19 protein-coding genes are annotated in these 25,011 nt (G+C 34.9%); 16 read left to right on the top strand and 3 right to left on the bottom strand.

The genetic code is table 11. The features are described from left to right. Positions 1 to 11: 11 nt before the first annotated feature. The 9 genes from nuoG to phytr_RS02985 all read left to right on the top strand — a co-directional run bounded on the left by nuoG (position 12) and on the right by phytr_RS02985 (position 9,696). A complete protein-coding gene (nuoG, locus tag phytr_RS03025) occupies positions 12 to 2,003 on the top strand; it encodes an NADH-quinone oxidoreductase subunit NuoG (protein WP_106874415.1) in 1,992 nt (663 codons plus the stop codon). Next, positions 2,000 to 2,992: an NADH-quinone oxidoreductase subunit NuoH gene (nuoH, locus tag phytr_RS03020; RefSeq protein ID WP_106874414.1), complete on the top strand. Its 993-nt coding sequence runs from the start codon at positions 2,000 to 2,002 to the stop codon at positions 2,990 to 2,992. The genes nuoG and nuoH overlap by 4 nt, the downstream gene beginning before the upstream one ends. Then, positions 2,989 to 3,468 carry an NADH-quinone oxidoreductase subunit NuoI gene (gene nuoI, locus phytr_RS03015; protein WP_106874413.1) on the top strand — a complete coding sequence of 160 codons (480 nt, stop codon included), beginning with the start codon at positions 2,989 to 2,991 and terminating at the stop codon, positions 3,466 to 3,468. The genes nuoH and nuoI overlap by 4 nt, the downstream gene beginning before the upstream one ends. Positions 3,469 to 3,470: 2 nt before the next feature. Beyond that, positions 3,471 to 4,076 (top strand): NADH-quinone oxidoreductase subunit J, encoded by a 606-nt coding sequence (locus phytr_RS03010; protein WP_106874412.1) that lies wholly within the window; start codon positions 3,471 to 3,473, stop codon positions 4,074 to 4,076. Between the two features lie 3 nt (positions 4,077 to 4,079). Then, positions 4,080 to 4,376, top strand: a complete 297-nt coding sequence (nuoK, locus tag phytr_RS03005; protein WP_106874411.1) for an NADH-quinone oxidoreductase subunit NuoK — start codon at positions 4,080 to 4,082, stop codon at positions 4,374 to 4,376. 1 nt (position 4,377) lies between these two features. Beyond that, positions 4,378 to 6,189, top strand: a complete 1,812-nt coding sequence (gene nuoL, locus phytr_RS03000) for an NADH-quinone oxidoreductase subunit L (protein WP_106874410.1) — start codon at positions 4,378 to 4,380, stop codon at positions 6,187 to 6,189. Beyond that, a complete protein-coding gene (locus tag phytr_RS02995) occupies positions 6,190 to 7,641 on the top strand; it encodes a complex I subunit 4 family protein (RefSeq protein WP_106874409.1) in 1,452 nt (483 codons plus the stop codon). A gap of 1 nt (position 7,642) precedes the next feature. Next, complete coding sequence (locus phytr_RS02990) at positions 7,643 to 9,025, top strand: NADH-quinone oxidoreductase subunit N (RefSeq protein WP_106874408.1); 1,383 nt, start codon at positions 7,643 to 7,645, stop codon at positions 9,023 to 9,025. Positions 9,026 to 9,297: 272 nt separating this feature from the next. Next, positions 9,298 to 9,696, top strand: a complete 399-nt coding sequence (locus phytr_RS02985) for a hypothetical protein (protein ID WP_106874407.1) — start codon at positions 9,298 to 9,300, stop codon at positions 9,694 to 9,696. Positions 9,697 to 9,769: 73 nt separating this feature from the next. Here phytr_RS02985 and rdgB read toward each other — a convergent pair whose 3' ends face one another. The 3 genes from rdgB to phytr_RS02970 are packed head-to-tail and all read right to left on the bottom strand — an operon-like array spanning position 9,770 to position 14,394. Beyond that, positions 9,770 to 10,366, bottom strand: a complete 597-nt coding sequence (rdgB, locus tag phytr_RS02980; RefSeq protein ID WP_106874406.1) for an RdgB/HAM1 family non-canonical purine NTP pyrophosphatase — start codon at positions 10,364 to 10,366, stop codon at positions 9,770 to 9,772. After that, positions 10,363 to 13,395, bottom strand: a complete 3,033-nt coding sequence (locus phytr_RS02975) for an efflux RND transporter permease subunit (RefSeq protein ID WP_106874405.1) — start codon at positions 13,393 to 13,395, stop codon at positions 10,363 to 10,365. The genes rdgB and phytr_RS02975 overlap by 4 nt, the downstream gene beginning before the upstream one ends. A gap of 3 nt (positions 13,396 to 13,398) precedes the next feature. Then, positions 13,399 to 14,394: an efflux RND transporter periplasmic adaptor subunit gene (locus tag phytr_RS02970; RefSeq protein ID WP_106874404.1), complete on the bottom strand. Its 996-nt coding sequence runs from the start codon at positions 14,392 to 14,394 to the stop codon at positions 13,399 to 13,401. An 85-nt stretch (positions 14,395 to 14,479) separates the two neighbouring features. Between phytr_RS02970 and phytr_RS02965 the strand changes: the two genes are divergently transcribed. The 7 genes from phytr_RS02965 to phytr_RS02935 all read left to right on the top strand — a co-directional run bounded on the left by phytr_RS02965 (position 14,480) and on the right by phytr_RS02935 (position 24,996). Then, entirely contained in the window at positions 14,480 to 15,463 is a 984-nt protein-coding gene (locus tag phytr_RS02965) for a mitochondrial fission ELM1 family protein (protein ID WP_106874403.1), read from the top strand. A 6-nt stretch (positions 15,464 to 15,469) separates the two neighbouring features. After that, on the top strand, positions 15,470 to 16,426 hold the full coding sequence (gene glpX / locus phytr_RS02960) for a class II fructose-bisphosphatase (RefSeq protein WP_106874402.1): 957 nt from the start codon (positions 15,470 to 15,472) through the stop codon (positions 16,424 to 16,426). A gap of 9 nt (positions 16,427 to 16,435) precedes the next feature. Continuing rightward, entirely contained in the window at positions 16,436 to 18,940 is a 2,505-nt protein-coding gene (gene leuS, locus phytr_RS02955) for a leucine--tRNA ligase (protein WP_106874401.1), read from the top strand. Between the two features lie 2 nt (positions 18,941 to 18,942). Further along, positions 18,943 to 19,410, top strand: coding sequence for a hypothetical protein (locus phytr_RS02950; RefSeq protein ID WP_106874400.1), 468 nt, complete (start codon positions 18,943 to 18,945; stop codon positions 19,408 to 19,410). Positions 19,411 to 19,526: 116 nt separating this feature from the next. Further along, positions 19,527 to 19,811, top strand: coding sequence for a VirB3 family type IV secretion system protein (locus phytr_RS02945; protein WP_106874399.1), 285 nt, complete (start codon positions 19,527 to 19,529; stop codon positions 19,809 to 19,811). Between the two features lie 2 nt (positions 19,812 to 19,813). Further along, entirely contained in the window at positions 19,814 to 22,222 is a 2,409-nt protein-coding gene (locus tag phytr_RS02940; RefSeq protein ID WP_106874398.1) for a VirB4 family type IV secretion/conjugal transfer ATPase, read from the top strand. After that, a complete protein-coding gene (locus phytr_RS02935) occupies positions 22,219 to 24,996 on the top strand; it encodes a TrbL/VirB6 family protein (protein WP_106874397.1) in 2,778 nt (925 codons plus the stop codon). Before phytr_RS02940 ends, phytr_RS02935 begins: the two co-directional genes overlap by 4 nt. Positions 24,997 to 25,011: the final 15 nt, after the last annotated feature.

Genomic DNA, 25,011 nt, shown 5'->3' with positions numbered 1-25,011 from the left:
CGTTTGGAATAATGGTCAATATTATTATTAACGGCAAGAAAATTGAAGTAGAAGATGGATATACCGTATTGCAGGCTTGTGAGATGGCAGGCATTGAGATACCAAGATTTTGCTATCATGAACGTCTGAAAATTGCAGGTAATTGTCGTATGTGTTTGGTGGATATCGAAAAATCGCCTAAACCTGTAGCGTCTTGTTCTATGCCTGTTGCAGAAGGGATGAATGTTACTACTGATTCACCTAAGGTTCAAAAATACCGCCAATCAGTTATGGAGTTTTTGCTTATTAATCATCCGCTTGACTGTCCTGTATGTGATCAAGGAGGGGAGTGTGATCTACAAGATCAGGCATTTAAATATGGTAAGAATGTCAGCGGCTATAAGGAATCTAAGCGTGCTGTAAAAGATAAAAATATGGGTCCTTTGGTTCAAACTCACATGACTCGTTGCATTCATTGCACTAGATGTATCAGATTCTGCACTGATATTGCTGGTATCCAAGAAATGGGTACGGTTGGTAGGGGAGAGCACATGGAAGTTGTTACATATCTTGAAAAGGCCATTAGCTCTGAATTATCTGGAAATTTGGTTGATTTATGTCCTGTTGGAGCTCTTACTTCCAAGCCATATCAATTTAAGTATCGTATTTGGGAGTTATGCAAGACTAAGTCTGTGGATATTTTTGATGCTGTGGGTAGTAACATCAGGATAGATAGTCGCGGATTAGAAATTATGCGCATCTTGCCTGAAGTAAATGAGTATATTAACCAAGAATGGATATCTGATAAAGCGCGGTTTGCTTTTGATGGATTAAAGTATCAGCGTTTAGAGACGCCTCTTATAAGAACAAATGGTCAATTAACACAAGCAACATGGGATGAGGCGTTAAATCTTTTAGTGAGTAAAATCAAGGAAGTTGATCCAAGCGATATGGGAATAATATGCGGTAATATAGTTGATTGTGAGTCTGCATATCTTTTGAAACAACTCTTTAACTCTATGGGTTGTGAAAACGTCGTAAGTACTTCTAAGCAACAACATGACACATCAGCTAGAGGAAATTATCTTTTTAATACTACTATTAGCGGAATAGATAAAAGTGATTTTTGCTTACTTATTGGCGCAGATGTAAGACTTAATGCGACTATTATAGCTTCTCGCATAGGACAAAACGTACGTGAAAGAGGGTTGCAAGTAGCAAGAATTGGCACTCAAGACAATCAGACATTTAAAACTTTGGAGCTAGGGCAAAATCCGCAAATTCTTGAACAGATATTAAATGGCAAACATGAGGTCAGTAAGCTGCTAGAAAAAAGCAGTAGCCCTATGATGATTATAGGCGATGGTGTTTTAGACAGAGATGATGCTTTGGACATATTGGCAGCAGCTCATAAACTTTGTAAAAAATATGCCTTCATAAAAGAAGGATGGAATGGTTTTAATATTCTACACAACGAAGCAAATAGCGTAGGTTTACTAGATTTGGGGTTTGGTAGTAATAATATCGACAATAAAAAACTTATATATCTCCTTAATGCAGATGATTTTGATGTTGCTAAAACGAAAGGTGCATTTGTCGTATACCAAGGACATCATGGAGATAGTGGCGCAAATCGTGCTGATTTAATCTTGCCTGGTTGTGCATATACAGAAAAGGACGGTATTTATGTAAATCTTGAGGGCAGACCCCAATATGCTCGTCAGGTTGTAAAACCTTTAGGTGAAGCAAAGGATGATAGGGTCATTTTATTGGAGCTTGCTAAAAAATTAGGTGTTTCTTGGAAATTTAAAAATCTCAAGGATGTTCGGAAAGAGATGGAGCAAAAAAGTCCAGTTTTTGAACATATGAGTGAAATTGTGTCAAATAATTTTATCTTTTTACCATTAAGTAATAAATTGGGAGATATACCGATAGAGAAAAAAGCAAAAAACTATTATATGGATAACGTCATAGCAAGGGTATCGCCTACTATGCTTGAATGTACTAAAAGTATTATCAAATGACAGAAATAGTAATTTACATCTTTCAAACAATCCTAAAATCAGCTGCAGTAATAGTACCTGTATTACTTGGCGTTGCCTATATGACTTATGCAGAACGCAGAATTATAGGATTAATGCAGCGTCGCAAAGGACCTAATGTGGTTGGGCCATTTGGTTTATTGCAACCATTTGCAGATGCTATCAAGCTTATGACAAAAGAGATGATTCTGCCAAGTGCCTCGGATAAAGTTTTATTTGTTTTAGCTCCGCTTGTAACATTTTCACTAAGTCTAATCGGTTGGACAGTAATACCTTTTGATAAGCAGATGATGATTGCGGATATCAATGTAGGTTTGCTTTATATTTTAGCCGTATCTGCACTTGGGATCTATGGCATTATCATCTCAGGTTGGGCGAGTAAGTCAAAATATGCTTTTTTAGGAGCCATCCGCTCTGCTGCTCAAATGATTTCATACGAAGTATCAATTGGTCTTATTATCCTTGTGGTCGTAATGTTTAGTGGCAGTTTAAGGCTTGAAGCGATAGTGGAAGCTCAATCTAATAGGTCCTTATTTGTGGATATATTTCTTGCTCCTTTAGGAGTAATATTCTTTATTTGCATGTTAGCTGAGACTAATCGTCATCCTTTTGACCTTCCAGAAGCAGAGTCTGAACTTGTAGCAGGATATAATGTTGAGTATTCATCTATATCATTTGCTCTATTCTTCTTAGGAGAGTATGCGAACATGATTATGGCAAGTGCAATGACTACGATTTTATTTTTAGGCGGCTATTTACCTCCATTCAATTTGGAATTTTTAAATTTTATACCAGGCGTATGTTGGTTTGCAGCAAAGGTGGGATTTTTACTTTTTTGCTTTATATGGATCAGAGCAACATTGCCAAGATATCGTTATGATCAACTGATGACAATAGGATGGAAATGTTTATTACCTATTAGTTTAGTTTATATGGTTCTATCAGCATTTTTAGTTAGGTTTGTGCTATGAAAGAGTTACTAAAAAGAATTTTTTTGTATGATGTTGTGCTTGGCATGAGCCTTACTTTAAAATATCTCTTTAAGAAAAAAGTAACTCTTAACTATCCCCAAGAAAAAGCTCCTCGCAGCCCTAGATTTAGGGGAGAGCATGCTTTGAGGAGTTATGATAATGGACAAGAGCGCTGCATAGCTTGTAAATTATGCGAAGCAGTATGTCCCGCTCAAGCTATCGTAATTGAGGCTGATCCTACTGATGATACTACTCGCCGCACTGTTAAATATGATATTGATATGACCAAATGTATCTATTGTGGTTTATGTCAAGAAGCATGTCCGGTGGATTCAATTGTAGAGGGGCCTAATCATGAATTTGCAACTTTTACGCATCAAGATTTAATTTATGATAAGAAAAAATTACTCAGTAATGGAACAAAGCTTGAAGATGAGTTAAAAGTTAAACTTGGAAAAGATTATCCGTATAGGTAGATATGTTTTTTTATTTGTTTAGCTCTTTAATAATTTTATCTGCTCTGGGAGTGGTATTTAGTCAAAATCCTGTGCGCAGTGTTTTATGGCTTATCTTTGCTTTTATCAATTCAAGTGGCTTATTTATTCTTCTTGATGCTGAGTTTGTGGCTATGATTAACATTATAGTTTACGTTGGAGCAATCGCTGTACTATTTCTATTTGTAGTAATGATGATTGATGTGAATTCTAGTAAACAAAGCTTATTGAAACGCAAATACGATTTGTTGATCGGGGCGCTTATGTGTATTGGCATGACCTTCAATATATATGTAATTATAGGATATGGTTTTGGAGATGCTGATGTAATTAAGCGCGCAGTGCTTCCTCAAAAATTATTTGAGGGCTTAACAAATACCGCAATGATTGGGCAAGTGTTGTATGATCACTTTTTAATCCCATTCCAGGTTATGGGAGTTATGTTGCTTGTCGCAATACTTGGCGCAGTGTCTTTAACCTTAAGACAACCTCAATTGAATAAAAAGCCTAAAAAAGCTTTGGTAAAGGATTCTATCAAGCTAGTAGATATTCAGCCTGGTAGCAGCGTATCAGACATTACTTATGATTAAATTATGGAAAAATTCATTATACTTTCTACAATACTGTTTTCAATAGGAGCGGTAGGGGTATGGATTAATCGTAAAACGATTATTTCAACTTTGCTCTGTATAGAGCTAATGTTACTTAGCTGCAGTATTAATTTTGTGACTTTTTCAAAATATTTGAATGACTTGACTGGGCAGGTGGTAAGTATTTTTATACTTGGCATAGCGGCCAGTGAAGCAGCAGTAGGACTTGCAATTATTGTAATTTATTTCAGGAATTATAAGACTATTGAGATTAATCAGATTAATAAGATAAAAGGGTAGTATGGATATTCAGATAGCTTATTTTGCGCCCCTCATATCAGGCTTAATCTGTTTTATTTTCCAAAATAGCTTATCTCGCAAATCTGTGTCATATATCGCAAGTATAATAATGGTGATTGCCGCTGGTTGTTCAACAAGCGCCTTGCTTAACTCAATAGATAATCATCAAACCGTATATGTTAATCTTGGAAGCTGGATAAAAGAGCTTGGTGTAAACTGGGCCATTCATGTTGACCACTTAGGCTTTATTATGTACTTTGTGGTATGCGTTATTTCAGCTGTGGTGCATATTTACTCGATAGGTTACATGCATGATGATCCTCGATTTAATTTATTTATTTCATACCTATCATTTTTTACTTTCTGTATGCTAGTGTTAGTTTCGGCTGACAACATGCTACAAATGTTCTTTGGATGGGAAGGAGTGGGACTGTGTTCATACTTATTAATAGGTTTTTGGTTTGAAAAGCCATCTGCAAACGTAGCTTCGATAAAAGCCTTTGTGGTAAATAGGCTAGCTGATATAGCTCTAATTGGAGGTATGCTAATTATTTATAGCCAATATAACTCTTTAAATTTTAGCGATATTAATCCGAACAAGCTGATTGAAACAAAATTGATTTTTGGATGGAATTTACTAGATGTGACATGCTTATTGTTGTGTATAGGTGCGATGGCTAAATCTGCTCAAATAGGTTTGCATGTTTGGCTACCTGATGCAATGGAAGGACCAACTCCAGTATCTGCTTTGATTCATGCTGCAACTATGGTAACAGCTGGTATATTTTTAATTTGTAAGATGCATTTCTTGTTCGATCAATCTTCAAGCATTAGTATTTTTATAGCATCTATAGGAGCTGTTACTGCTTTAATGGCAGGGATGATAGGAATGCTTGCAACAGACATCAAAAAAGTTATAGCATATTCTACCTCAAGCCAACTTGGATTTATGTTCATGGCATGCGGACTGAAAGCCTATCATGCTGCGATTTTTCATTTGATGTGCCATGCCTTTTACAAAGCTGCTTTATTTTTAGCTGCTGGTAATGTGATACATGCAACTTCTACCCAAGATTTGAGATTTATAGGTAATTTGCGAGATAGCATGAGAATTACATATTTATTTTTTATAGTTGCTTCTTTAGCTTTAGTTGGTCTTCCACCTTTTGCCGGTTTCTATTCAAAAGAATTAATCTTAAATTATGCCTTTGAAAACAGTTTGTGGATATTTATAGTCGCAATATCAGCTGCATTTTGTACTGCTGTATATTCTGCCAAGATACTGAAAAGTATATTTACGGGAGAGCCCAATAACCATGCTCATGAAGCAAGCGCAGTTATGTGGATGCCGATGATAGTTCTTATCTTTGGAGCAAGCTATCTAGGTTATTACGGCATTCACCATATGAATATTACAGAGTATTTGAAAGATAATTTTGTAGTCAATTTGATATCAGAAAATGAAAATGTGCCATATATTGCTTTATCATTCAGTATTTTAGGATGCTTGTTAGGTTATATATTTGTTAAACAATTAAATTCCGATCTTAAAGGCAACATAATCAAAAATAAATTCTATTTTGATGAAATTTACAAGGTTTTAATTGTAAAACCTGTAATAGAGTTATCAGAAAAAGCTTGTCGGTTCGATATTAATGTGATTGATAAAGTTGGACCACAAAAGGCTGTTGATTATGTTATCTATTTTTCTAAAAAAGTGAGTAATTGTCATAGCGGTTATCTTTTTTCTTATAGTTTTGCCATGATCTTTACGTTATTTTTGCTTACAACCTATTTAATGCTAGGGCTTTAGATGAACTTGCTATCTATAACAATTTTTATCCCTTTAATAGCAGCATTAGGAGTTTTATTATTTCGCTCTAAAGTTCAATTTATATCTTACATATCAGTTGGTGCGACTCTTGTAAGTAGTATCTTGATGTTAGTGGCTTTTGATCGAAATATACATGATTTTCAATTTATTCAAAAATATCCTCTAATTAAGTGGGTTGGATTAGATTTTTTTATAGGCATTGACGGCATATCCCTTTTACTCATAGCTTTAACTTCTCTTTTGATATTTTTATGTATTATATACTCTCTTAAAACTGTAAGGGATAATTTATGTGAGTTTATAATATGCACTTTTGTTTTGCAGTTCTGTATTAATGGAAGTTTTGCCTCTCTTAATTTGCTATTATTTTATATCTTCTTTGAGTTTTCATTAGTGCCTATGTACATAATGATACTGATTTGGGGAGGAGAGAATAGGGTATTTGCTTCTTACAAATTTTTCATATATACGCTTTTTGGATCGTTTATGTTCTTGGCAAGCCTTATGTTTATCTTTTCATATGCAGAAAGCTTAAATATTCTTGATTTATACGATATCGAAAATCACTTTAGCTCAGAAGCTCGTAGCTTGCTTTGGGCTGGATTATTTATTGGATTTGCTATTAAAATTCCAATGTTTTTCTTTCATACTTGGTTACCAGATGCTCACGTTCAAGCTCCAACTACTGCTTCAGTGCTTTTGGCGGGTATCTTACTAAAGTTTGGAGGGTATGGTTTTTTAAGGATATTACTGCCTTTGATGCCTTATACCAGTAAATCTTTTGCTTTTATACCTCTTATTTTAAGCGTCATCGCAATAATTTACGCTTCGTTTGTAGCTATGGCACAAGAAGATATGAAAAAAATGATAGCTTATTCCTCCATTGCTCATATGGGTTACGTTACTCTAGGTATATTTAGTCTAAATCATCTTGGTATTCTGGGGGCCATAATCCAGATGATAAGCCATGGGTTAATATCTGGTGGTTTATTTTTCGTAATAGGAATGTTATATGAAAGGATGCATACTAAGAAAATTGAAAATTACGGAGGCACATTAAAGGTTATGCCATCTTTAGGTGCATATTTTTTATTTTTAACATTAGGTAGTATAGGATTACCTGGTACAAGCGGGTTTATTGGTGAATTTCTATCTTTAAATGGGGCTTTTAAAGTAAGTTTCGTATTAACAACGGTTAGTTGTTTTGGGGTGTTGTTATCAGCAATTTATAGTCTTAATTTGTACAAAAATATTATGCTTGGTCCAGTAAAAAATCGTGATATTCTTAAAATATGCGATATTGGCTTATGCGAAAAAATTATTCTTATGTGTTTAGGAGCTTTGATATTGATAATAGGAATTTATCCAAACATCATTACTGAACTTCTTGGGCTGTCCATAAGCAATTTGGAAGCAATTCAAAGGTTATGATATGCATTATTTAGCGTCTATTGAATTGTGGTTATTTCTTTCATCAAGCCTTTTAATTGGCGCGGGAATATTGTGCCAATTTGATCAAAAGAGATTAGCAGGAATATCTAATGTGATGTTAGTGGCCGTATTTGCATTGCATCAATTTAGAGATGGTATTTTACCCGATCAGTTCATTGATAATATAGCAGGTATATATGGGTTATTTGTGATTGCTGCATGCGCGCTTGCTAATTTATTCTTCATATCTGTAAAAAATAAGAATTTTGCCTGGGAATACTTGCCTCTTAATTTGCTTAATTTACTTGGTGGGTTCGTCGTATTGCGTTCTGATAATTTATTAACTCTATTTTTAGGTTTAGAGATTCAGGCGCTAGTATGCTACATATTATGCAGCTTTTTACATGACTCATATCCTTTAGCATCGGAAGCAAGCGTAAAATACTTTAGCTTAGGTGCGATCAATACTTGCATAACACTGTTTGGTATTTCATTCATATATGGTTTTGTAGGGAGTGTCAATTATTCCGTTATTTCTTCAGCTGAATTAAATCTCGCAGCAAGACTTGGAATTTGTTTAGTAATTTTAGGTTTATTGTTTAAGTTAGCAGCAGCTCCTCTTCATACATGGATGCTTGATGTATATCAAGAAAGCTCTATTTTTGCTTTATCAACTTTCATGTCCATAAGTAAGGTAACGGCATTACTTGCCTTAATTATCGTATTACGCGAAACTATGCATTCTTGGCCTTTAGAAAGGATCGTAATACCTATTTTACAATTTTCAGCTGCTTTGTCCCTCTTTATAGGTTGCTTTGGAGCTTTGAGGCAAGAAAATTTTAAAAGATTTTTAGCTTACAATGGTGTATTCAATATAAGCTACGTATTAATGAGTCTGAGTTTATTAGAATATAATCTAGCTTTGATGTATTTAATGGTATATTCAATTAACTCACTTTTGGTATTAAGTATCCTTGCTTCTAGTAATATTGATGTTGATAATTTAGAGATAAATCACTTAAGCAAACTGAAGACTGTTAGTAAGAGTAGAGCATTCTTCTTGGGGATAAGTATCTTATCATTCATTGGAATTCCGCCTCTCGTTGGATTTAGTGCCAAATACTATGTATTGTACAGCTTATTCGTGAATAATCGTTACTTGTTAGTTTTATTAGGCTTATTAACAACTTTAGTTACATCGTTTTATTATCTTCGCATTATCAAAGTTTTATTTTTTGATAAATACCTAGAAGAAAGTATTCCTTCTTATGGTTCTTCATCCTACAAGCTATATGATTTAATCAATATCTGTGGTGCAGGATTCATATTATTTGGATGGTCTGCTGTTGATGTTATGTTGCAGTTTTTGGTGAGTGGAATCTAAATGTTATAAACACTTATCCTTCTTGGTCTCTGAACTTAGTTCATCGCATATGAGGCTTTTAGTTTTATCCTTGCGTTCTTATATGTAAGATAAATTTCTTTCTAATTTATCGAGTACTTTTGAATCTATTAAAAACTCTCTAAGCATAAATTTGGATGAAATTATCAAGTTACTAATTTTGTGATACTAAGCAAGATGTCAGAGATTGTGTGTATTTTTTTAATAAAATGCTATTATGGTATTAATAAAATCAATAAAATTTTAGGATTTTTATGAAAAAATTAGTCACAGGTACCGAAGTTAGGAAAGAAGAACATCCTATAACCGCTGAATATAAAGGTAAATTAAGCGATGAAATATTAAACAAATGTCTTGAATTTGATACTTTCTATTTTTCATTAAACCAAGGTTTTGATAATGTGAATGAAAAAAGGTCTGAATTAAAACATAAAGCAGAAGAACTAACGTCATTAGTTAATGACAGCAATAAAGAATTGTTCTTATCTTACTTGGAAGATCTAATACTTAGAAGTAGCAATTATGAGTTTTTAATACCATACTATATGTGTAACGAGTTACGCGATAATATCGACAGTAGTATAGTTATCCACCACGATTGCCATCATTTTGGTCTTTTAGGCACTGTAGATGATATACTAGCTGCGGCTTAACTTATGCCCAATAATTGTTGCACTGTTATTCTTAATGGACACGGTTTTTATACTTCTACCAATCAGTAATTAATTAGAGTTTTTCTAACTGCCTTATTATATCTTTAAGAGCTTTTGATCTGTGGCTCATTTCGTTTTTCTTCTGCATGCCTAATTCAGCGAAAGTCTCGTTATACCCAGTAGGAATAAAAATTGGATCGAAGCTAAAGCCTTGTCTTCCTCGAGGTGGAAATGTGATAGAGCCATGATCTTGTCCGCTGGCTGTCAAAATTTTATCTTGATCAGGAAAATATAATGCTATAGAGCTATGGAAAAATGCATTACGATTCTCTTTACCTTTTAGCATAATTTCGAGTTTTTGTAGGGCATTTTCTATGCCTCCGCAAGCAACGCTAAATTCTTTTGACCTCACTCCTGGAAAATTATCTAATGCTTCTATACACAAACCAGAATCTTCTGCTAAACAGGTATAATTAGTCATTTTTCCATAATATTTAGCTTTATGGATTGCGTTTTCTAAGAAGGTATTGAATGGTTCATCAGGTTCAAGAGGTTTAGACTCTAAATCTGCTAATGATAATATTTTATAATTAAATGGAGCTAAAAGCTCAGATAATTCTGCTATCTTACCTTTATTAGTGGATGCAATAAGAATTTGAAAATTTTTCACGTATTTACTTCTCTATTAAACTTAACGTATACGAATGGAATTACAAATAAGGTGAATAAAGTACCTATTATCATTCCTCCAAAAATCACTAAGCCAATCGATACTCTAGCAGCTGCTCCTCCTCCACTAGCTAATACCAGAGGCATAGCGCCAAGAGCCGTTGAAAGGCTTGTCATCATAATCGGTCTAAAGCGGATTTGTGCTGCTTTGATGATGCTTTCATAAAGGCTAAGACTGCTGTGTCTCATCTGGTTTGCAAACTCAACAATCATGATTGCGTTTTTGGTTACAAGACCAATCAAAGTAATTATACCAATAGCGCTATAAAGATTAATGCTATTCCTGCATATTAGGATTGTAAGTATAGCTCCCGTGATGGAGAAAGGTACGGATAGTAGTATAATTAGTGGATCTTTAAAGCTTTCAAATTGAGCTGCGAGTACTAAGTATATAAAAAATATAGAGAGCGCAAATACGAATAATAAAGATGAAGATTGTTCCGACATTCTTTTGATATTACCTAAAAATTCAACCTTAATTTTAGATGGATCAATAATTTTTTGAGTGAGGGTGTTAATAGCATTTGCGGCCATTCCAAGGCTTGCGGTATCTTTGATATCAGCGGAGAGACTTATAGTTTTGAGATTATTATAGTGATTGTACGATTGGACTTTTGCTGTTTCTTGAATTTTGGCAAAGGTTTTTAAAGGTAACATTTTACCATCATTACTTTTAATATATACTTTGGTTAAATCATTTATATGACTTCTATCCGCTATACCAAAGCCTACTTGCACATTATAAATTAAATCATCCATTAAAAAGCTATTAATATTTTGGGTCGTCATCAAGTAATTAAGAGTGTTCCCTATAGATGGAATGGATGTGTTATACATCTGCGCTTTATCTTTATCGATAAATATATTTATACCTGGTACAGTGCTTTTATAATCTAAATCAAAATTTGACAAGAAAGTATAATTTTGCAGTTCATCTATAAATTGATATGCGGTCTTTTCTAACTCTTCCCAAGATGCATTTAATCCCTGTAGATTGAATTCAACAGCTTTACTAGCTGTTCCACTAAGTACAGAAGGTAAATTAGATGTAAAGGCAGAAACTTCAGGAATACGTGATAATTTCATATTGATCTCGTCTCTAATCTGTTTTTGTGATCTAGATCTTTCTGACCAATCTTTAAGTATTATATATCCAAATCCACCTGAAGATGTTGCAACTGATATGACGTTTTCCACTTCAGGAATTTTTTTTATTTCTTTTTGAAGTAGGTCTACGTATTGCTCTGAAATAGCTAAGCTTGTACCTTGTTTGATTAAGCAAATCAGCATTAGTGCTCCATCATCTTTTACTGGTATAAAGCTTTTGTTGGCATTTGAAAAACCAAGCACTAATAAAAAAATGCTACTTCCACAAATCATGAAAAATTTTTTTTGATTTTTAAACATCCGATGCAAGAAAGTGACATACAAATTTTCTACATAGTGGATGAAATGAGCAAATTTCGCTAAGTGTAAGGGTAGTTGTGATTCGTTATGTACACTGATTAATCTAGAACACATCATTGGGCTTAGAGTTATTGCAACGAACCCTGATAAAATAACGCAAAATGCTAGTGTCCATGCAAATTCAATGAACAATCTGCCAACAAATCCTTCTAAAAAACCGATAGGGATAAATACGGATGCAAGAGTAGTAGTCATGACCAATACCGCAAAACCTATTTCATTCATAGACTTTATACTAGCCTCAATGCTGCTTAAACCTTGTTGGACATATCTATAACTGTTTTCCAAAACTACAATAGCGTCATCAACAACAAGGCCAATAGCAAGTACCATGGCAAGTAGTGAAAAGGTGTTAATTGAAAACCCAGCAAGATGCATAAAATAAAAAGTTCCAACGAGAGATACAGGTATGGTAACGACTGGTATTAAAGTAATTTGAGCTGATCCGAGAAAAAAGTATACGACTATAAAAACCAATATTAAGCTTTCTATAACAGCCTTTATTACTTCGTTAATTGAGTCAGAAACTGGTAATGCTGCATCATATCTTACTGATATATTTATACCAGCTGGGAGAGTTTTAATTATGGAAGGTAAAGCCTTTGTCACTTGTTTAGATAAATCAAGTATATTTGCTTTAGATTGTTTAACAAGACCTATTGCAAGAGCTTCTTGGCCATTAAATTTAAAAACTGAAGTTGGATCTGTGGGTTCAAAAGAAACATCCGCAATATCTCTAAGATGAATAACTCTGTTCGCAATTTTTGTGATAACTATATCATTAAATTGTTCTGGTAATTTAATTCTTGCATCTAAATTTACAACAAAATTTAGCTTGTCAGTTTTAATAATACCAGCAGGATAGTCAGTATTTTGAGAGTTAATTGTATTTGCAATACTAGTAGGATCAAGATTATATTGATATAGCTTTAATGGATCTAATTTGACTATTACTGTATTGAATTTGGGTCCTCGCATTATACCAGTACCTACTGCATCTACCCTTTCTAGTTGCAACAATATTTGTTTTTGCGCTATATCGGTTAATTGTGCTTTAGTATAATTATCGCCTCTTACGATTAGGAATATGCTAGGATTGCTATCTGCATCTTGCTTTGATGCTTGAGGAATTTGCATATCTGATGGAAAGGCTAAGCTAATTTGAGATATCTGGGAACGTACGTCGCTAAGAGCTTGGTCAATATCTGCATCTAGCGTAAAAAAAATATTTACCTTAGATGTGCCAGTAGAGCTTTGAGATGTAATAAAATCTACCTGTTTTATAGAACGCATAGCTTGCTCAAGTACAGTAGTAACCTTATTTGCCATGTACTCTGCGCTGGCCCCACCATAGCTTGCAGTGATAGAGATTAGAGGTGGATCAACATCTGGTGCGCCTCTAATTGTAAGTTTAGAAAATGATACCAATCCAATAAGTAATATCATCAAGCTCATAACTGTTGCAAACACCGGTCTTTTTATGCATATTTCAGAGATGCGCATAACCTACTTATCGTTTGGAATTACTTTAACTTTAGATTTATCAGACAACTTATTCATTCCCCCTGATATAACAATAGAGCCTTCACTTAATTCATTAGCTGCAATTTCTACGAAGCCATCGTTACGAAAGCCTGTTTGGACTATTATCTTATGAGCTGAGTCATCTGTAACCAAATATATAAAATCACCTTGACTGCCTTTTCCGAGAGCCTCTTCTGGGATAACAAGGGCTTTATGTTTGCTAAACCTGAACTCTCCAAGAACTGTTGCGTTATCTGGTATATCTACATTTGAATCAGTAGATGTGCTAACCAAGAACCCTCCATTGTTTGGAGATAAATAGGGAGATTTAGAAATTATTTTAGCAGGGTATATTTTGTCATTTAGTTTTAAGTTAACTTCTGCAGTATCATCTAATTTATTGATGAGCTCTTCGGGTAAATAGAATGTGATTTGCTTACCAGCTGACTCATCGATAATACTGCATACAGGCTCAGGTCCAGGTGTGACGTAATTTCCTGGTAAATAATCTATGCCGCCCAACTTTCCTTTAAAAGGAGCAATAAATACCATGTTTTTATATGTTTTATTTGCTTGCTCTAGAGCGGATTTGGTGTTACTAACTTTCAACTTTGCTTGATCTAATGCATCATCGCTGATAAGTTTTTTATTATATAAAACTTGGCTGCGTTTAAGACTCAGGTTTGCTTCTTCATAATTATCCACAGCGTGTTGTTTTATGCTTTCAGCGAGTGATTTGTCTACAGCAAAAACCACTTCTCCAGACTCAACAACTTGTCCTTGCTTATCACTAACAAAATCTACTGTTCCAGCTATACTGATAAAAAAGTCCTGTCTTTTAGCTGCTTTTAATTTACCGATAGCATTATATGAGTCATAAACTTCCTTTGTTTGACAGGTGGCGGTTTTAACTGGGATAGTTATGGCAAAAGAGTGCGAAGAAAAGATCAGCAGTATTAGATATGTAATAAACCTCATTTGTATTCATAAAATAGTCATTTAAAGATATCTTAATATTGATCCCGATTTTTTACTACTTATTTTTGCTAAAAATTCGGATATAATGTGCGGTGTAGGACATAATATTACATTTAGCGTGCGAAAAAGAGCTTGGATTTTAAAAGATCATAGAGTAGGTTCAACAAATCAAATGCTTGCTTTAGCTAAGGCATTAGACCTGGATTATGAGCTAAAAAACATAGAATACAGATTATTAATAAGCTGGCTACCTAATTTTTTACTACCTGGCATATGGCACGTTGATAAGAATAAATCTGATAACCTAGACTTATCCACTAATAGGCCAGAAGTTATTATATCTGCAAGTAGGAGATGCGCTCTTGTTGCAGTTTACCTAAAAAAGCCTAATCCTAGTCTAAAGATAATCAATATAATGCGTCCTGAGGTTGCGCATAGCTTTTTTGATTATGTTATCTTGCCTCAGCATGATTTAGCTGGAAAAAGTGATAATACAATAGAAATCATAGGGGCTCTAAATGATTCTTATGATCAAATGCAAAAAGCTCCTAAAATGGACGAGATACATCAAGATGTAGGAGATTTTATTGGAATTGTGATAGGCGGTGCTACGCGCAATTTTGATTTTACGTACAAGGATGCGGCATATCTTGTAAAGTATATTCAAAAAGCAGCTCAAAACATTTCGTGCAATTTTGTTATCACCTTTAGCAGAAGAACAGATCAACGCGTAAAACAAATAGTTAAGGAAGCTTTTGAAAGTAGTGTAATTTATGATCCTTCTGAGGGATATCAGGATAATATTTATTTTAGTATTTTGAAATCTGCCAAGTATATAATAGCCACAGGCGATTCTATATCGATGTGTAGTGAAATAGCCTCAAGTGGAAAGCCTTGTTATATATATAAACCTTTGGGTATAATAAAATCACCTAAACACGAAAGGTTTATAAACCAATTAGTAAATAATAAAATAGCTAGTTTATTAGGAGAAGATACAAAGCTAGAAGATTACAACTATGAACCTTTGAATGAAGTAGAAAGAATTGCAAAATTGATCAAATTATAAAATATTATGAGTACAATAGATATAAAATTAGAAGCAGAAGCAGTTATTAATACGGAAGCCGGGGCTATTGCGGCATATGCAATGATGGGTAAGGGAGATAATCATGAGGCTGATAGGCTTGCTGTTGAAGCGATGCGAAATGCGCTTAATAAGATGGATATTCAGGGCACGATAGTAATTGGGGAGGGTGAGCGCGATGAAGCTCCGATGCTTTACATTGGAGAATCTGTTGGATCGGGTAAGGGTCCTGAGATAGATATTGCAGTTGATCCATTAGAAGGTACTTCAATACTTGCCACTGGGGGAAAAGACTCAATTTCTGCAATTGCTATGGCTGAGAAGGGTAGTTTGCTTAATGCTCCAGATGTGTATATGGATAAGATTGCCATCGGTGGATATTATTCTGATCAAATTATCGATTTAGACTATACGGTAGAAGAGAATTTAAAAAACGTCGCAACTGCTAAAGGTTGTAAGGTGAGTGATTTGATTGTTGTGGTTTTGGATAGATCAAGACATGAAAAATTAATCAGTCAATTGAGATCTTGTAATGCAAGAGTAAAGCTTATTCAGGATGGCGATTTAGCTGCAATAATCGCAGCATCGATGGAGTATGAAGTAGATGTGTATATGGGAATAGGTGGTGCACCAGAGGGAGTATTAGCAGCAAGTGCCTTAAGAACAACTGGAGGGCAGATGTGCAGCCGTCTTTTATTTCGCAATGAAGATGAAAAAGATAAAGCTCAAAGAATGGGTATTACGGATTTAAATAAAAAATATTATTTGCATGATTTAGCGAAAGGTGATGTAATTTTTGCTGCTACGGGCGTAACTGATGGTTCAATATTACTCGGAGTAAAATTAAAGGATAACATTATTATCACCAATTCTATCTCAATGCATTCGGGAACTGGTAATGTAAGAATTTTTGAAACAAGACATCAGCGTCGTAATTTCGTTTAAGGTAGATAAATGATAGCTAAAGATATAGAAAAAAAGTGGCAAGAAGCCTGGGAGAAGGACTTGTGTTTTAATGTTAAAGAATATGATAAACAAAAACCTAAATATTATGTGCTTGAAATGTTCCCTTATCCTTCAGGTAAGATTCACGTTGGACATTTAAGAAATTATACCATTGGAGATGTAATTGCTCGTCATAAAAGAAGTCAGGGGTATAATGTGCTTTACCCATTTGGATGGGATGCATTTGGATTACCTGCTGAAAATGCTGCTATTAAAGAGAAAGTGCATCCTGCTGTTTGGACCTATCAAAATATCGAATACATGAAGCAGCAATTAAAAAAAATAGGTCTCTCATATGATTGGAGTAGGGAGTTTGCGACGTGTGATCCTGATTATTACAAACATGAGCAAAAGTTCTTTATTGAGCTATTTAAAAAGGGCTTAGCATACCGTAAAGAATCTGTTGTTAACTGGGATCCAGTAGATCATACTGTGCTTGCTAACGAGCAGGTAATTGATGGTAAGGGATGGCGCTCTGGTGCTCCTGTGGAGCGTAAAAACTTAACTCAGTGGTTCTTAAAGATCACCGATTATGCAGAAGAATTGCTTTCTGATTTAAAAGATTTGGACTGGCCTGAAAATGTTAAAATCATGCAAGAAAATTGGATCGGAAAATCTGAAGGTGCAACAGTAAAGTTTGAAATCCAAGGCAGCAATCAGGAAATAGAAATTTTTACAACTAAACCTCACACTCTTTTTGGGGCTAGCTTCTTAGCCTTAAGTTATGCACATCCTATTTTGCGTGATTTAAAGGATCCTAAAATTCTAGCTTTCATTGAAAAGGCAAAAAAATATGATGATAGATCAGATCAGACAAAAGAAGGAATTGATACTGGACTTAAGGTGATCCATCCTTTAAAGCCAGATGAAACTTTGCCTATTTGGATTGCAAATTTTGTGCTTGCTGATTATGGATCAGGAGCTTTATTTGGATGCCCAGCGCATGATGAGCGTGATCATGAATTTGCTCTGACTTATAACTTACCTATCATTCAAGTAATTGATAATGAGAAGGAAGAAATTAATATCTCAAAGTCTGCATATACAGGTGAGGGGACAATGATTAATTCAGAATTTTTAGATGGTCTTGATTCTCTGCAAGCAAAAGGTAAAGTAATAGAGCATCTTGCAAAACAAGGTAAAGCTAAAAAGGAAGTTTTTTATAAATTGCGTGATTGGGGTATCTCAAGGCAGAGATTTTGGGGATGCCCAATTCCAATAATTCATTGCGAAAAATGTGGTATTTTGCCTGTGGAAGAAAAAGACTTACCTGTTGTGTTGCCAAAAGATGCGGATGTAACAGGTAGAGGTAATGCGTTAGATACGCATCAAACATGGAAGCATACCGCTTGTTACAAGTGCAAAGGACCTGCTACTAGAGAAACTGATACTTTTGACACATTTTTTGAGTCTTCGTGGTATTTTGCAAGGTATTGTAATTCGCATGCCCAGGGTATGACCGATCGGGAAGCTTGCGATTATTGGATGCCAGTTGATCAGTATATAGGTGGTATTGAGCATGCTATTTTACATTTACTGTACGCAAGGTTCTTTACTAAGGCGATGAACGAACAAGGTTATGTTGGTGTTCGTGAGCCATTTACAAGTCTTTTAACTCAAGGAATGGTGCTACATCATACTTATAAAGACGAAGATAACCAATGGATTTATCCAGATATGGTGGTAAATGTAGATGGAGTATTAAAAGATAAATCTACAGGCAAGCAGGTTTTTAAGGGCGCTTTAGAAAAAATGAGCAAGTCCAAGAAAAATGTTGTGGATCTGGATTCTATCTTAGAGGAATATGGGGCTGATGTAATAAGGCTTTTTGTTATGTCGGATTCTCCTCCTGAGAAAGAGATTGAGTGGTCAACAAATGGTATTAAGGGTTGTCAGAGGTTTATTAAGAAGATGATAGATTTTAGTGATCAACTTGCAGCCATAGGTAAAGATAAGCTTGTTGCAGGGGACGAAAGTAAAAAAGTTTTATCTTTGATGCATCTAACAATCAAAACTTTCACGGAAGACTTAGCAGAGCTTAAATTTAATAAGGCAATAGCAAGAGTCAGGGAGCTTTATAATTACGTAAGCGATCTGTTTTATAAAAATATTTTAGTGCCAGAAATAAAAGATGCATTTGAAATAGTTATTAGATTGATTAATCCTATTACCCCTCATGTTACAGAAGAGATATGGAGCACACTTGGTAAAACTTCAATACTAGCTAAAACTCCTTGGCCTGAGTATGAAGAAGTATACCTGATTCAAGAACAAGTAACTCTTTCTGTTCAAATGAATGGAAAATTGAAGGGGACAATTCAAATTGCCGTTGGTTCTTCTGAAGATATCATTAAAGAAGAGGCGCTAAAGCTTGTACAGAAAGATTTAGCGACCAAATCTTTGAAAAAGGCTATTATAGTTCCTAACAGAACTGTTAACTTGGTGGTGGCTTAGGTATGCAAAGATTATTACTGGTAATTTGTTTTTTACTCACCTCTTGTCAGCACAATCAAATTAATAGCGAAATTAGAGGCGAAATGTCTTTAATTGGTATATCGGCTGGTAATTCAATTGAAGCATCTGAATTTTATTATCACCTCGCTCGTCTATTGCGCAATAATTTAGGCCAAAATCTTAAATATAATTTAGAAGCAAATTTAAAATATGATAGTAATATTTTAACTTTATCTAAAGCAGATGATAAAAGAGAGGTATTAAATCATACGGTGCATTTTAAGTTATATGAACAAGGTAAGGTTATTTTTGAAGATACGATAAAAGTTCATAGTTCAAGTCCAATTTACGATAACCCTGTTGTTAGTTATACGGCCAGTGGCAATGCTAAAGAATTTATGGCACGACGTGCTGCAGAACTTGTGTATCATAGACTACTATTATTTTTCAAAAGCTCCCATAGCCTATAAAGTGTTATATAAGACATAATTCAACTATTTTACTAACCTAACAGAGGTTTTTACTTCTAAAGATAAGCTAAATTCTTAAGAATAGGGAAAAGATTTACCTAAAAGGACTTAAGCTTATGTCTGACATGAATTCCGATCCACTATTCGTGGGTCTCACAAGGCCTGCAATGATATTTGGTGTGAGTATCCAATTTGCGATATTCAACATCATGGTATCAGCGATTGCGTTCGTTGTTTATTCTGATTTCAGGATCTTGGGAATGGCATTTATATTTCATGCAGTTGGTTACATTCTATGCTTCAAAGAACCTAGATTTCTAGAGCTGTATTTAAATAAATTTCAATATTTTGGCGATTGTCCTAATAAGGTATATTACGGAGCCCATTCTTATAAAGTGTAGTAATGTTTAGAATATTTAAAACTCAGCCACTTAAATCACCTTATTCTAAGAAAGAGGTTTCGGCAGCTAAATTTATACCATATAGGTGTCACTGGAATCAAAATACTATTTTGACCAAGAGTAATGAGTTATTGCAAGTTGTTAAGATTAATGGATTTGCCTTTGAAACTGCTGATGATATTGAGATTGAGATCAAGAAAAACATGCGTAATCAGCTGTATAAAAACGTTGCATCGGGCAGTATTGTTTTATACTTCCATACAATACGTAAAAGAAAATCTTTGCTTGATAGTGATCATGTCGCAAAAAGTGTAGATAGATCAGATTTTACGAGCTATCTTAATCATATTTGGAATGCAAAATATTCAACTTCGGATTCATATTTTAATGAAATCTACGTCTCAATACTCTATAAGCCAGATAAAGCTGGTTTAGCTATGCTTGAGTACTTAGTGAAAAAATTTAAAGCTACTTCTGATAAGCATGAATGGGAGAAAGAAATGCAGGAAATGACAGAGAATATTGAGGAGCTTACTACTAGGATTGTAAATACTTTCTCTGACTATGGGGTTGAACTTTTGGGTTTGCGTCAGATTAATGGGGTCTATTATTGTAGCATCTTAGAATTTTTAAGCACGATTGTTAATTGTGGTTATAATTCAAATGTCATTGTGCCTCAACAAACCATAGACGGGTACCTATGCAATCATCGATTATTTTTTGGTAATAGATCAATTGAAGCATCTGGGCCAGGAGGTAAAAGATATGCGGGTATAGTGAGCGTTGCAGATTATGGACCCTATACCTATGCTGGGGTTTTGGATAGATTTTTGCAATTGCCATTTGAGTTTGTCATTACTCAAAGTTTTGTATTTGCTAACCGTACTGTTGCGATACAAAAAATGCAGCTTCAACAAAATAGGATGATCCAATCGGAAGATAAGGCAGTTTCTCAAATTAAAGAAATTTCTGTTGCTCTGGATATGGCCATGAGTGGTGAAATCAGTTTTGGTGAACATCATTTCACAATTATGTGCGTTGAGAAAAACGTTAAAGCTTTAGAAAATGTGTTATCCATTGCTGCAGTTGAGCTTTCAAACTGCGGTATTAGGGGCATACGTGAGAGAATTAATTTAGAGCCTTGTTATTGGGGCCAATTACCGGGTAATTCACACTTTTTAGTACGTAAATCAACAATTAACACATTAAACCTTGCAAGCTTTGCTTCGATGCATAACTATCCTTTAGGTAAAAAGGAGAAAAATCATTGGGGGGAATATGTAACTATTTTGAATACGACATCCGGAACGCCATATTATTTTAATTTCCATGTTAGAGATGTGGGACATACGTTAATTATTGGACCAACTGGTGCGGGTAAAACGGTACTGATGAACTTTTTATGTGCTCAAGCTCAAAAATTTAAGCCTAGGATGTACTTCTTTGATAAGGATAGAGGCGCTGAGGTATTTATTAGAGCTTTAAGGGGCATTTATACAATTATTGATCCAGGTAAACAGTGCGGATTTAATCCACTTCAGTTACCTGATACTGGTGAAAATCGAACTTTCTTAATTGAATGGCTAAAAATTCTCGTTAGTAGCAATGGAGAGCACGTATCAGCGGAGGATGTGAAACTTTTATCTCAAGCTATAGAAGGTAATTATCGATTAGAACAAAAAGATAGGAAATTATGTAACATTACTGCTTTCCTCGGAATGGATGGTCCAGGCACGCTTGCAAGCAGAATTTCTATGTGGCATAGCAGAGGAGCATATTCAAGAATTTTTGATAATGATATAGACTCTATTGATTTAAGTAAGGCTAGAATATTTGGATTTGAAATGGCTCCTTTACTTAAGGACCCAGTTAGTCTTGCTCCAGTGCTTTTATATATTTTCCATAGAATTAACTTATCTTTGACGGGATATCCTTCGATGATCGTTTTAGATGAAGCCTGGGCGCTAATTGACAACCCTATTTTTGGTCCTAAAATCAAAGATTGGCTCAAAGTTCTGCGTAAACTCAATACCTTCGTAATTTTTGCTACACAAAGTGTTGAAGATGCTGCAAAAAGTAAAATAAGTGACACTTTGATTCAACAAACAGCAACACAAATTTTCTTACCTAACCTTAAGGCCACCGACGTTTATCGTACGGCATTTATGCTTACGCAAAGAGAATTTAATTTAATTTTAAAGACTGATCCTAGTTCCAGGTATTTCTTGATTAAACAAGGTGTTGGCGCTGTTGTTGCTAAAGTAGATTTGAGTGGCATGAGTGATATTATTAATGTTTTATCTGGACGCTCTAGTATTATCACTATGCTTGATGAACTAAGGGCAGAACATGGTGAGGATCCTGCTAACTGGTTGAAAATTTTCTATCGCAAAGCAAGGTCAATTAAATGATGAGAAGATTTGCTAATATATTTCTTCTAATAACCCTCTTATCTCACACCATAAGTCGTGCTGAAATTACAGCAGATAGCACATATTCAGCTTTAGTTGGACCTGCTGCAGCGGATAAAGGAAAATCTGATAAGGTGAGTGCTGCGATTGTGTCTGTTGCTAGCTCTATTACGACGATGGTATCAGATGTTATGCAGATGACATGTGAAACGCAAACTTTTTTGAATTTCGTGAAAGGAGAATTAATAAATTCGTGTACGCCAATGCCTTTAATGTCTTTCGCTCTTAAAGCTTTCTTCACTCCTAATACCCTTCCTGCTTTTCTTAGGCTTGCAATGAATCAACACGACCTTCTTGGTTATGATAATTGCTCGTATTATCATAGAGCTGACTACTATAATACGAAGGTGGAGTTTGGTATGTGTGCAAATTATAAGCTTGTGCCTAATATGGTGATATATGGTTTGGGTGGAGGTGCATATGCTGCCATAAAAGGTATGGTTAAAGGCGATAGTTTTTCTCAAATTCAGTCGGCTTTTCAAAATGCTATTAGTCTCTCTCCACAGAAAATTTATGAGCCATATTCTAAGAGTATACTTCCAGGTGCTCAAAAAAGTGAGATTTTTACGTTAATAGATTTTCCTATACCTCTTGTTCCAATTGTACCGATTATGCCTCTTGCTATTAAAAAGTATGATGATAAGGTATGTGTCATAATTGATGATGGATATATGCAGAGTCAGATCGGGTGTAAATATATGAAAGATCCGTATCAATATTCTAAGTATATGCCTTTCAAGGGGGAGTCAGCCGTCACCGTTGCTAACGTACGTGCTACTTCAGATACTAATGGTACTCCTTATTCTGCTTTACAGACTGCGGCTCAGCAAGACTTGGGTTGTAATAATCTAAATACTTGTTACTACTCTGCAGTACAGGCATCAAAAGCCTTATTACCCATATCATCTCCTATAATTAACTGTGTACAAAGTATGCTGATGAACGTTGTAGGGGCCTCTTCAGTATGTACTAATACTCCTTTACTTAATGACCCTACAACTGCTATAGGTTCTAGTACTAGTGCTTTTTATTCTTTGCAGATGGTACTTAGACGTTCCGTAATTGCTTTACTTACGCTTTATATAATCTTAGGAGGGGTTAAAATTGCTCTTGGTCGTATGACTAGTTCGTCTGAGATTATAATGTTTTTTCTCAAGGCAATGTTGGTAAGTTATTTTTCTATTGGTCTTGTTTATAACGGAAAGACCTTCAGTGGGATGATAGATTGGGTATTTCCTACATTTTTTGGCGCTTTGAATGAGATGGCTGGGTGGGTAGCTGGTGCTGGTACGTCTGGTTTATGTGCTTATTATGATTCTGATTATACGGGCACAAGTTATGCCTTATGGGATGCTTTAGATTGCAGACTTGCCACATATATAGGGATCAATGGAGCAGCCGACTTATTCACTTCACTGCGTGATAATGGGATGGTTGATAGTGGTTCGCTCACTCCTAACTTGGGTGCTGTGAATTATTCTGTTCCTCCATATATGCTTCTTTTATTGCCGGCGCTGTATACGGGCAATATGTATCTATTTAATTTAGCAATAGCTTGGCCAATTATGGTTTTGTCTATAGGTGCTTACGTTATAAAAGTAAGCATTGTATGTATGATATTTATAGCAATCATGGGGATTATGGCTCCTTTGTTTGTCCCTATGGCTCTTTTTGAGTTTACCAATGAATATTTTGTAAAATGGCGAAACACGTTCTTGTCTTTTGTTCTGCAACCTATGATAAGTGTTACGTTTATGGTCATACTATTTTCTATATATGATTATGGTTTTTATGGTGATTGTAAGTATCTTCCTTTTTACATTAAGTCGCCAACTGGAGCTACTTTAAAATCTTTTTATATAGATATTAATAGTGGAAGTACCGGTAATTGTAATAAAACCCTAGGTTGGTGGTTATCTGAAAAGTTTGATTTTAGTGGGGTCCCTTTAACAAATGGTATTCCAACTGTAACTTTACTGGACCTCAATGATATAGGTTATGCCGCAATGATAGATAATTCACTTCAAGCACTTCAAGGTATAGGAAATATTGCAATTAATACCGGTACTAGTATTTTAGGTGCTGTAGGAAGTTCTTTTAATTACGATTCTTCAGGTAATTTTTTCAATGTTGCTATGGCTCCAATGAAAGAGTTTTTTCAGCTTTGTATGTCTATGATGACAGCTTGTTTTACGCTTTACATAGGATATCAATTAACAGAACAATTATCTCAATTTGCTGCAGAATTAACTGGTGGTATGTCTGTTAGTGGAATGGTAGGTAGTGCGAAACAAAGCTTTGATAAGATGCAGCAAGTAGCTGATGGAGCTTTCAAAAAGTTTCAAAACGCTAGAAATCAAGCAGGCTCTGGAGCGGGGGGAGGACCAGGTGGTGCTGGGGATAACTTTAAACGAGGAAATATCAAAGATTTTGCTCAGAATCTGATGAATAAAGCTAAGGGTGGAGGAGATGGCTCGGCTGATGCTGGAGATAAAAAAGCTGGAGATACAATTAAACGCAAGGGGGCTGAGGGCAGTGAGACTAAATTGACGTCTCAATCAAGTAGCAGTAAAACAGAAGGAAGTATATCTATGAGTAGTTCTGCTAGTTCATCTGGTACTAAGGGAAGTGCGAAAATGTCAAATAATATCACAATAAATTCTGGTAATTCGACAAAAGGTTCTGATGGAGGAACAACAAGTGGTAAAACTTAAAAATACATGGCTATA

It is taken from the genome of Candidatus Phycorickettsia trachydisci, assembly GCF_003015145.1.
Taxonomy (GTDB): Bacteria; Pseudomonadota; Alphaproteobacteria; order Rickettsiales; family Rickettsiaceae; genus Phycorickettsia; species Phycorickettsia trachydisci.
This window is presented reverse-complemented; position numbering and strand designations above follow the sequence as displayed.

Excerpts from the sequence above, each read along its gene's own strand:
- nuoG (WP_106874415.1), top strand. The coding sequence starts at position 12 with ATGGTCAATATTATTATTAACGGCAAGAAAATTGAAGTAGAAGATGGA.
- nuoH (WP_106874414.1), top strand. The coding sequence starts at position 2,000 with ATGACAGAAATAGTAATTTACATCTTTCAAACAATCCTAAAATCAGCT.
- nuoI (WP_106874413.1), top strand. The coding sequence starts at position 2,989 with ATGAAAGAGTTACTAAAAAGAATTTTTTTGTATGATGTTGTGCTTGGC.
- phytr_RS03010 (WP_106874412.1), top strand. The coding sequence starts at position 3,471 with ATGTTTTTTTATTTGTTTAGCTCTTTAATAATTTTATCTGCTCTGGGA.
- nuoK (WP_106874411.1), top strand. The coding sequence starts at position 4,080 with ATGGAAAAATTCATTATACTTTCTACAATACTGTTTTCAATAGGAGCG.
- nuoL (WP_106874410.1), top strand. The coding sequence starts at position 4,378 with ATGGATATTCAGATAGCTTATTTTGCGCCCCTCATATCAGGCTTAATC.
- phytr_RS02995 (WP_106874409.1), top strand. The coding sequence starts at position 6,190 with ATGAACTTGCTATCTATAACAATTTTTATCCCTTTAATAGCAGCATTA.
- phytr_RS02990 (WP_106874408.1), top strand. The coding sequence starts at position 7,643 with ATGCATTATTTAGCGTCTATTGAATTGTGGTTATTTCTTTCATCAAGC.
- phytr_RS02985 (WP_106874407.1), top strand. The coding sequence starts at position 9,298 with ATGAAAAAATTAGTCACAGGTACCGAAGTTAGGAAAGAAGAACATCCT.
- phytr_RS02975 (WP_106874405.1), bottom strand. The coding sequence starts at position 13,395 with ATGCGCATCTCTGAAATATGCATAAAAAGACCGGTGTTTGCAACAGTT.
- phytr_RS02970 (WP_106874404.1), bottom strand. The coding sequence starts at position 14,394 with ATGAGGTTTATTACATATCTAATACTGCTGATCTTTTCTTCGCACTCT.
- phytr_RS02965 (WP_106874403.1), top strand. The coding sequence starts at position 14,480 with ATGTGCGGTGTAGGACATAATATTACATTTAGCGTGCGAAAAAGAGCT.
- glpX (WP_106874402.1), top strand. The coding sequence starts at position 15,470 with ATGAGTACAATAGATATAAAATTAGAAGCAGAAGCAGTTATTAATACG.
- leuS (WP_106874401.1), top strand. The coding sequence starts at position 16,436 with ATGATAGCTAAAGATATAGAAAAAAAGTGGCAAGAAGCCTGGGAGAAG.
- phytr_RS02950 (WP_106874400.1), top strand. The coding sequence starts at position 18,943 with ATGCAAAGATTATTACTGGTAATTTGTTTTTTACTCACCTCTTGTCAG.
- phytr_RS02945 (WP_106874399.1), top strand. The coding sequence starts at position 19,527 with ATGTCTGACATGAATTCCGATCCACTATTCGTGGGTCTCACAAGGCCT.
- phytr_RS02940 (WP_106874398.1), top strand. The coding sequence starts at position 19,814 with ATGTTTAGAATATTTAAAACTCAGCCACTTAAATCACCTTATTCTAAG.
- phytr_RS02935 (WP_106874397.1), top strand. The coding sequence starts at position 22,219 with ATGATGAGAAGATTTGCTAATATATTTCTTCTAATAACCCTCTTATCT.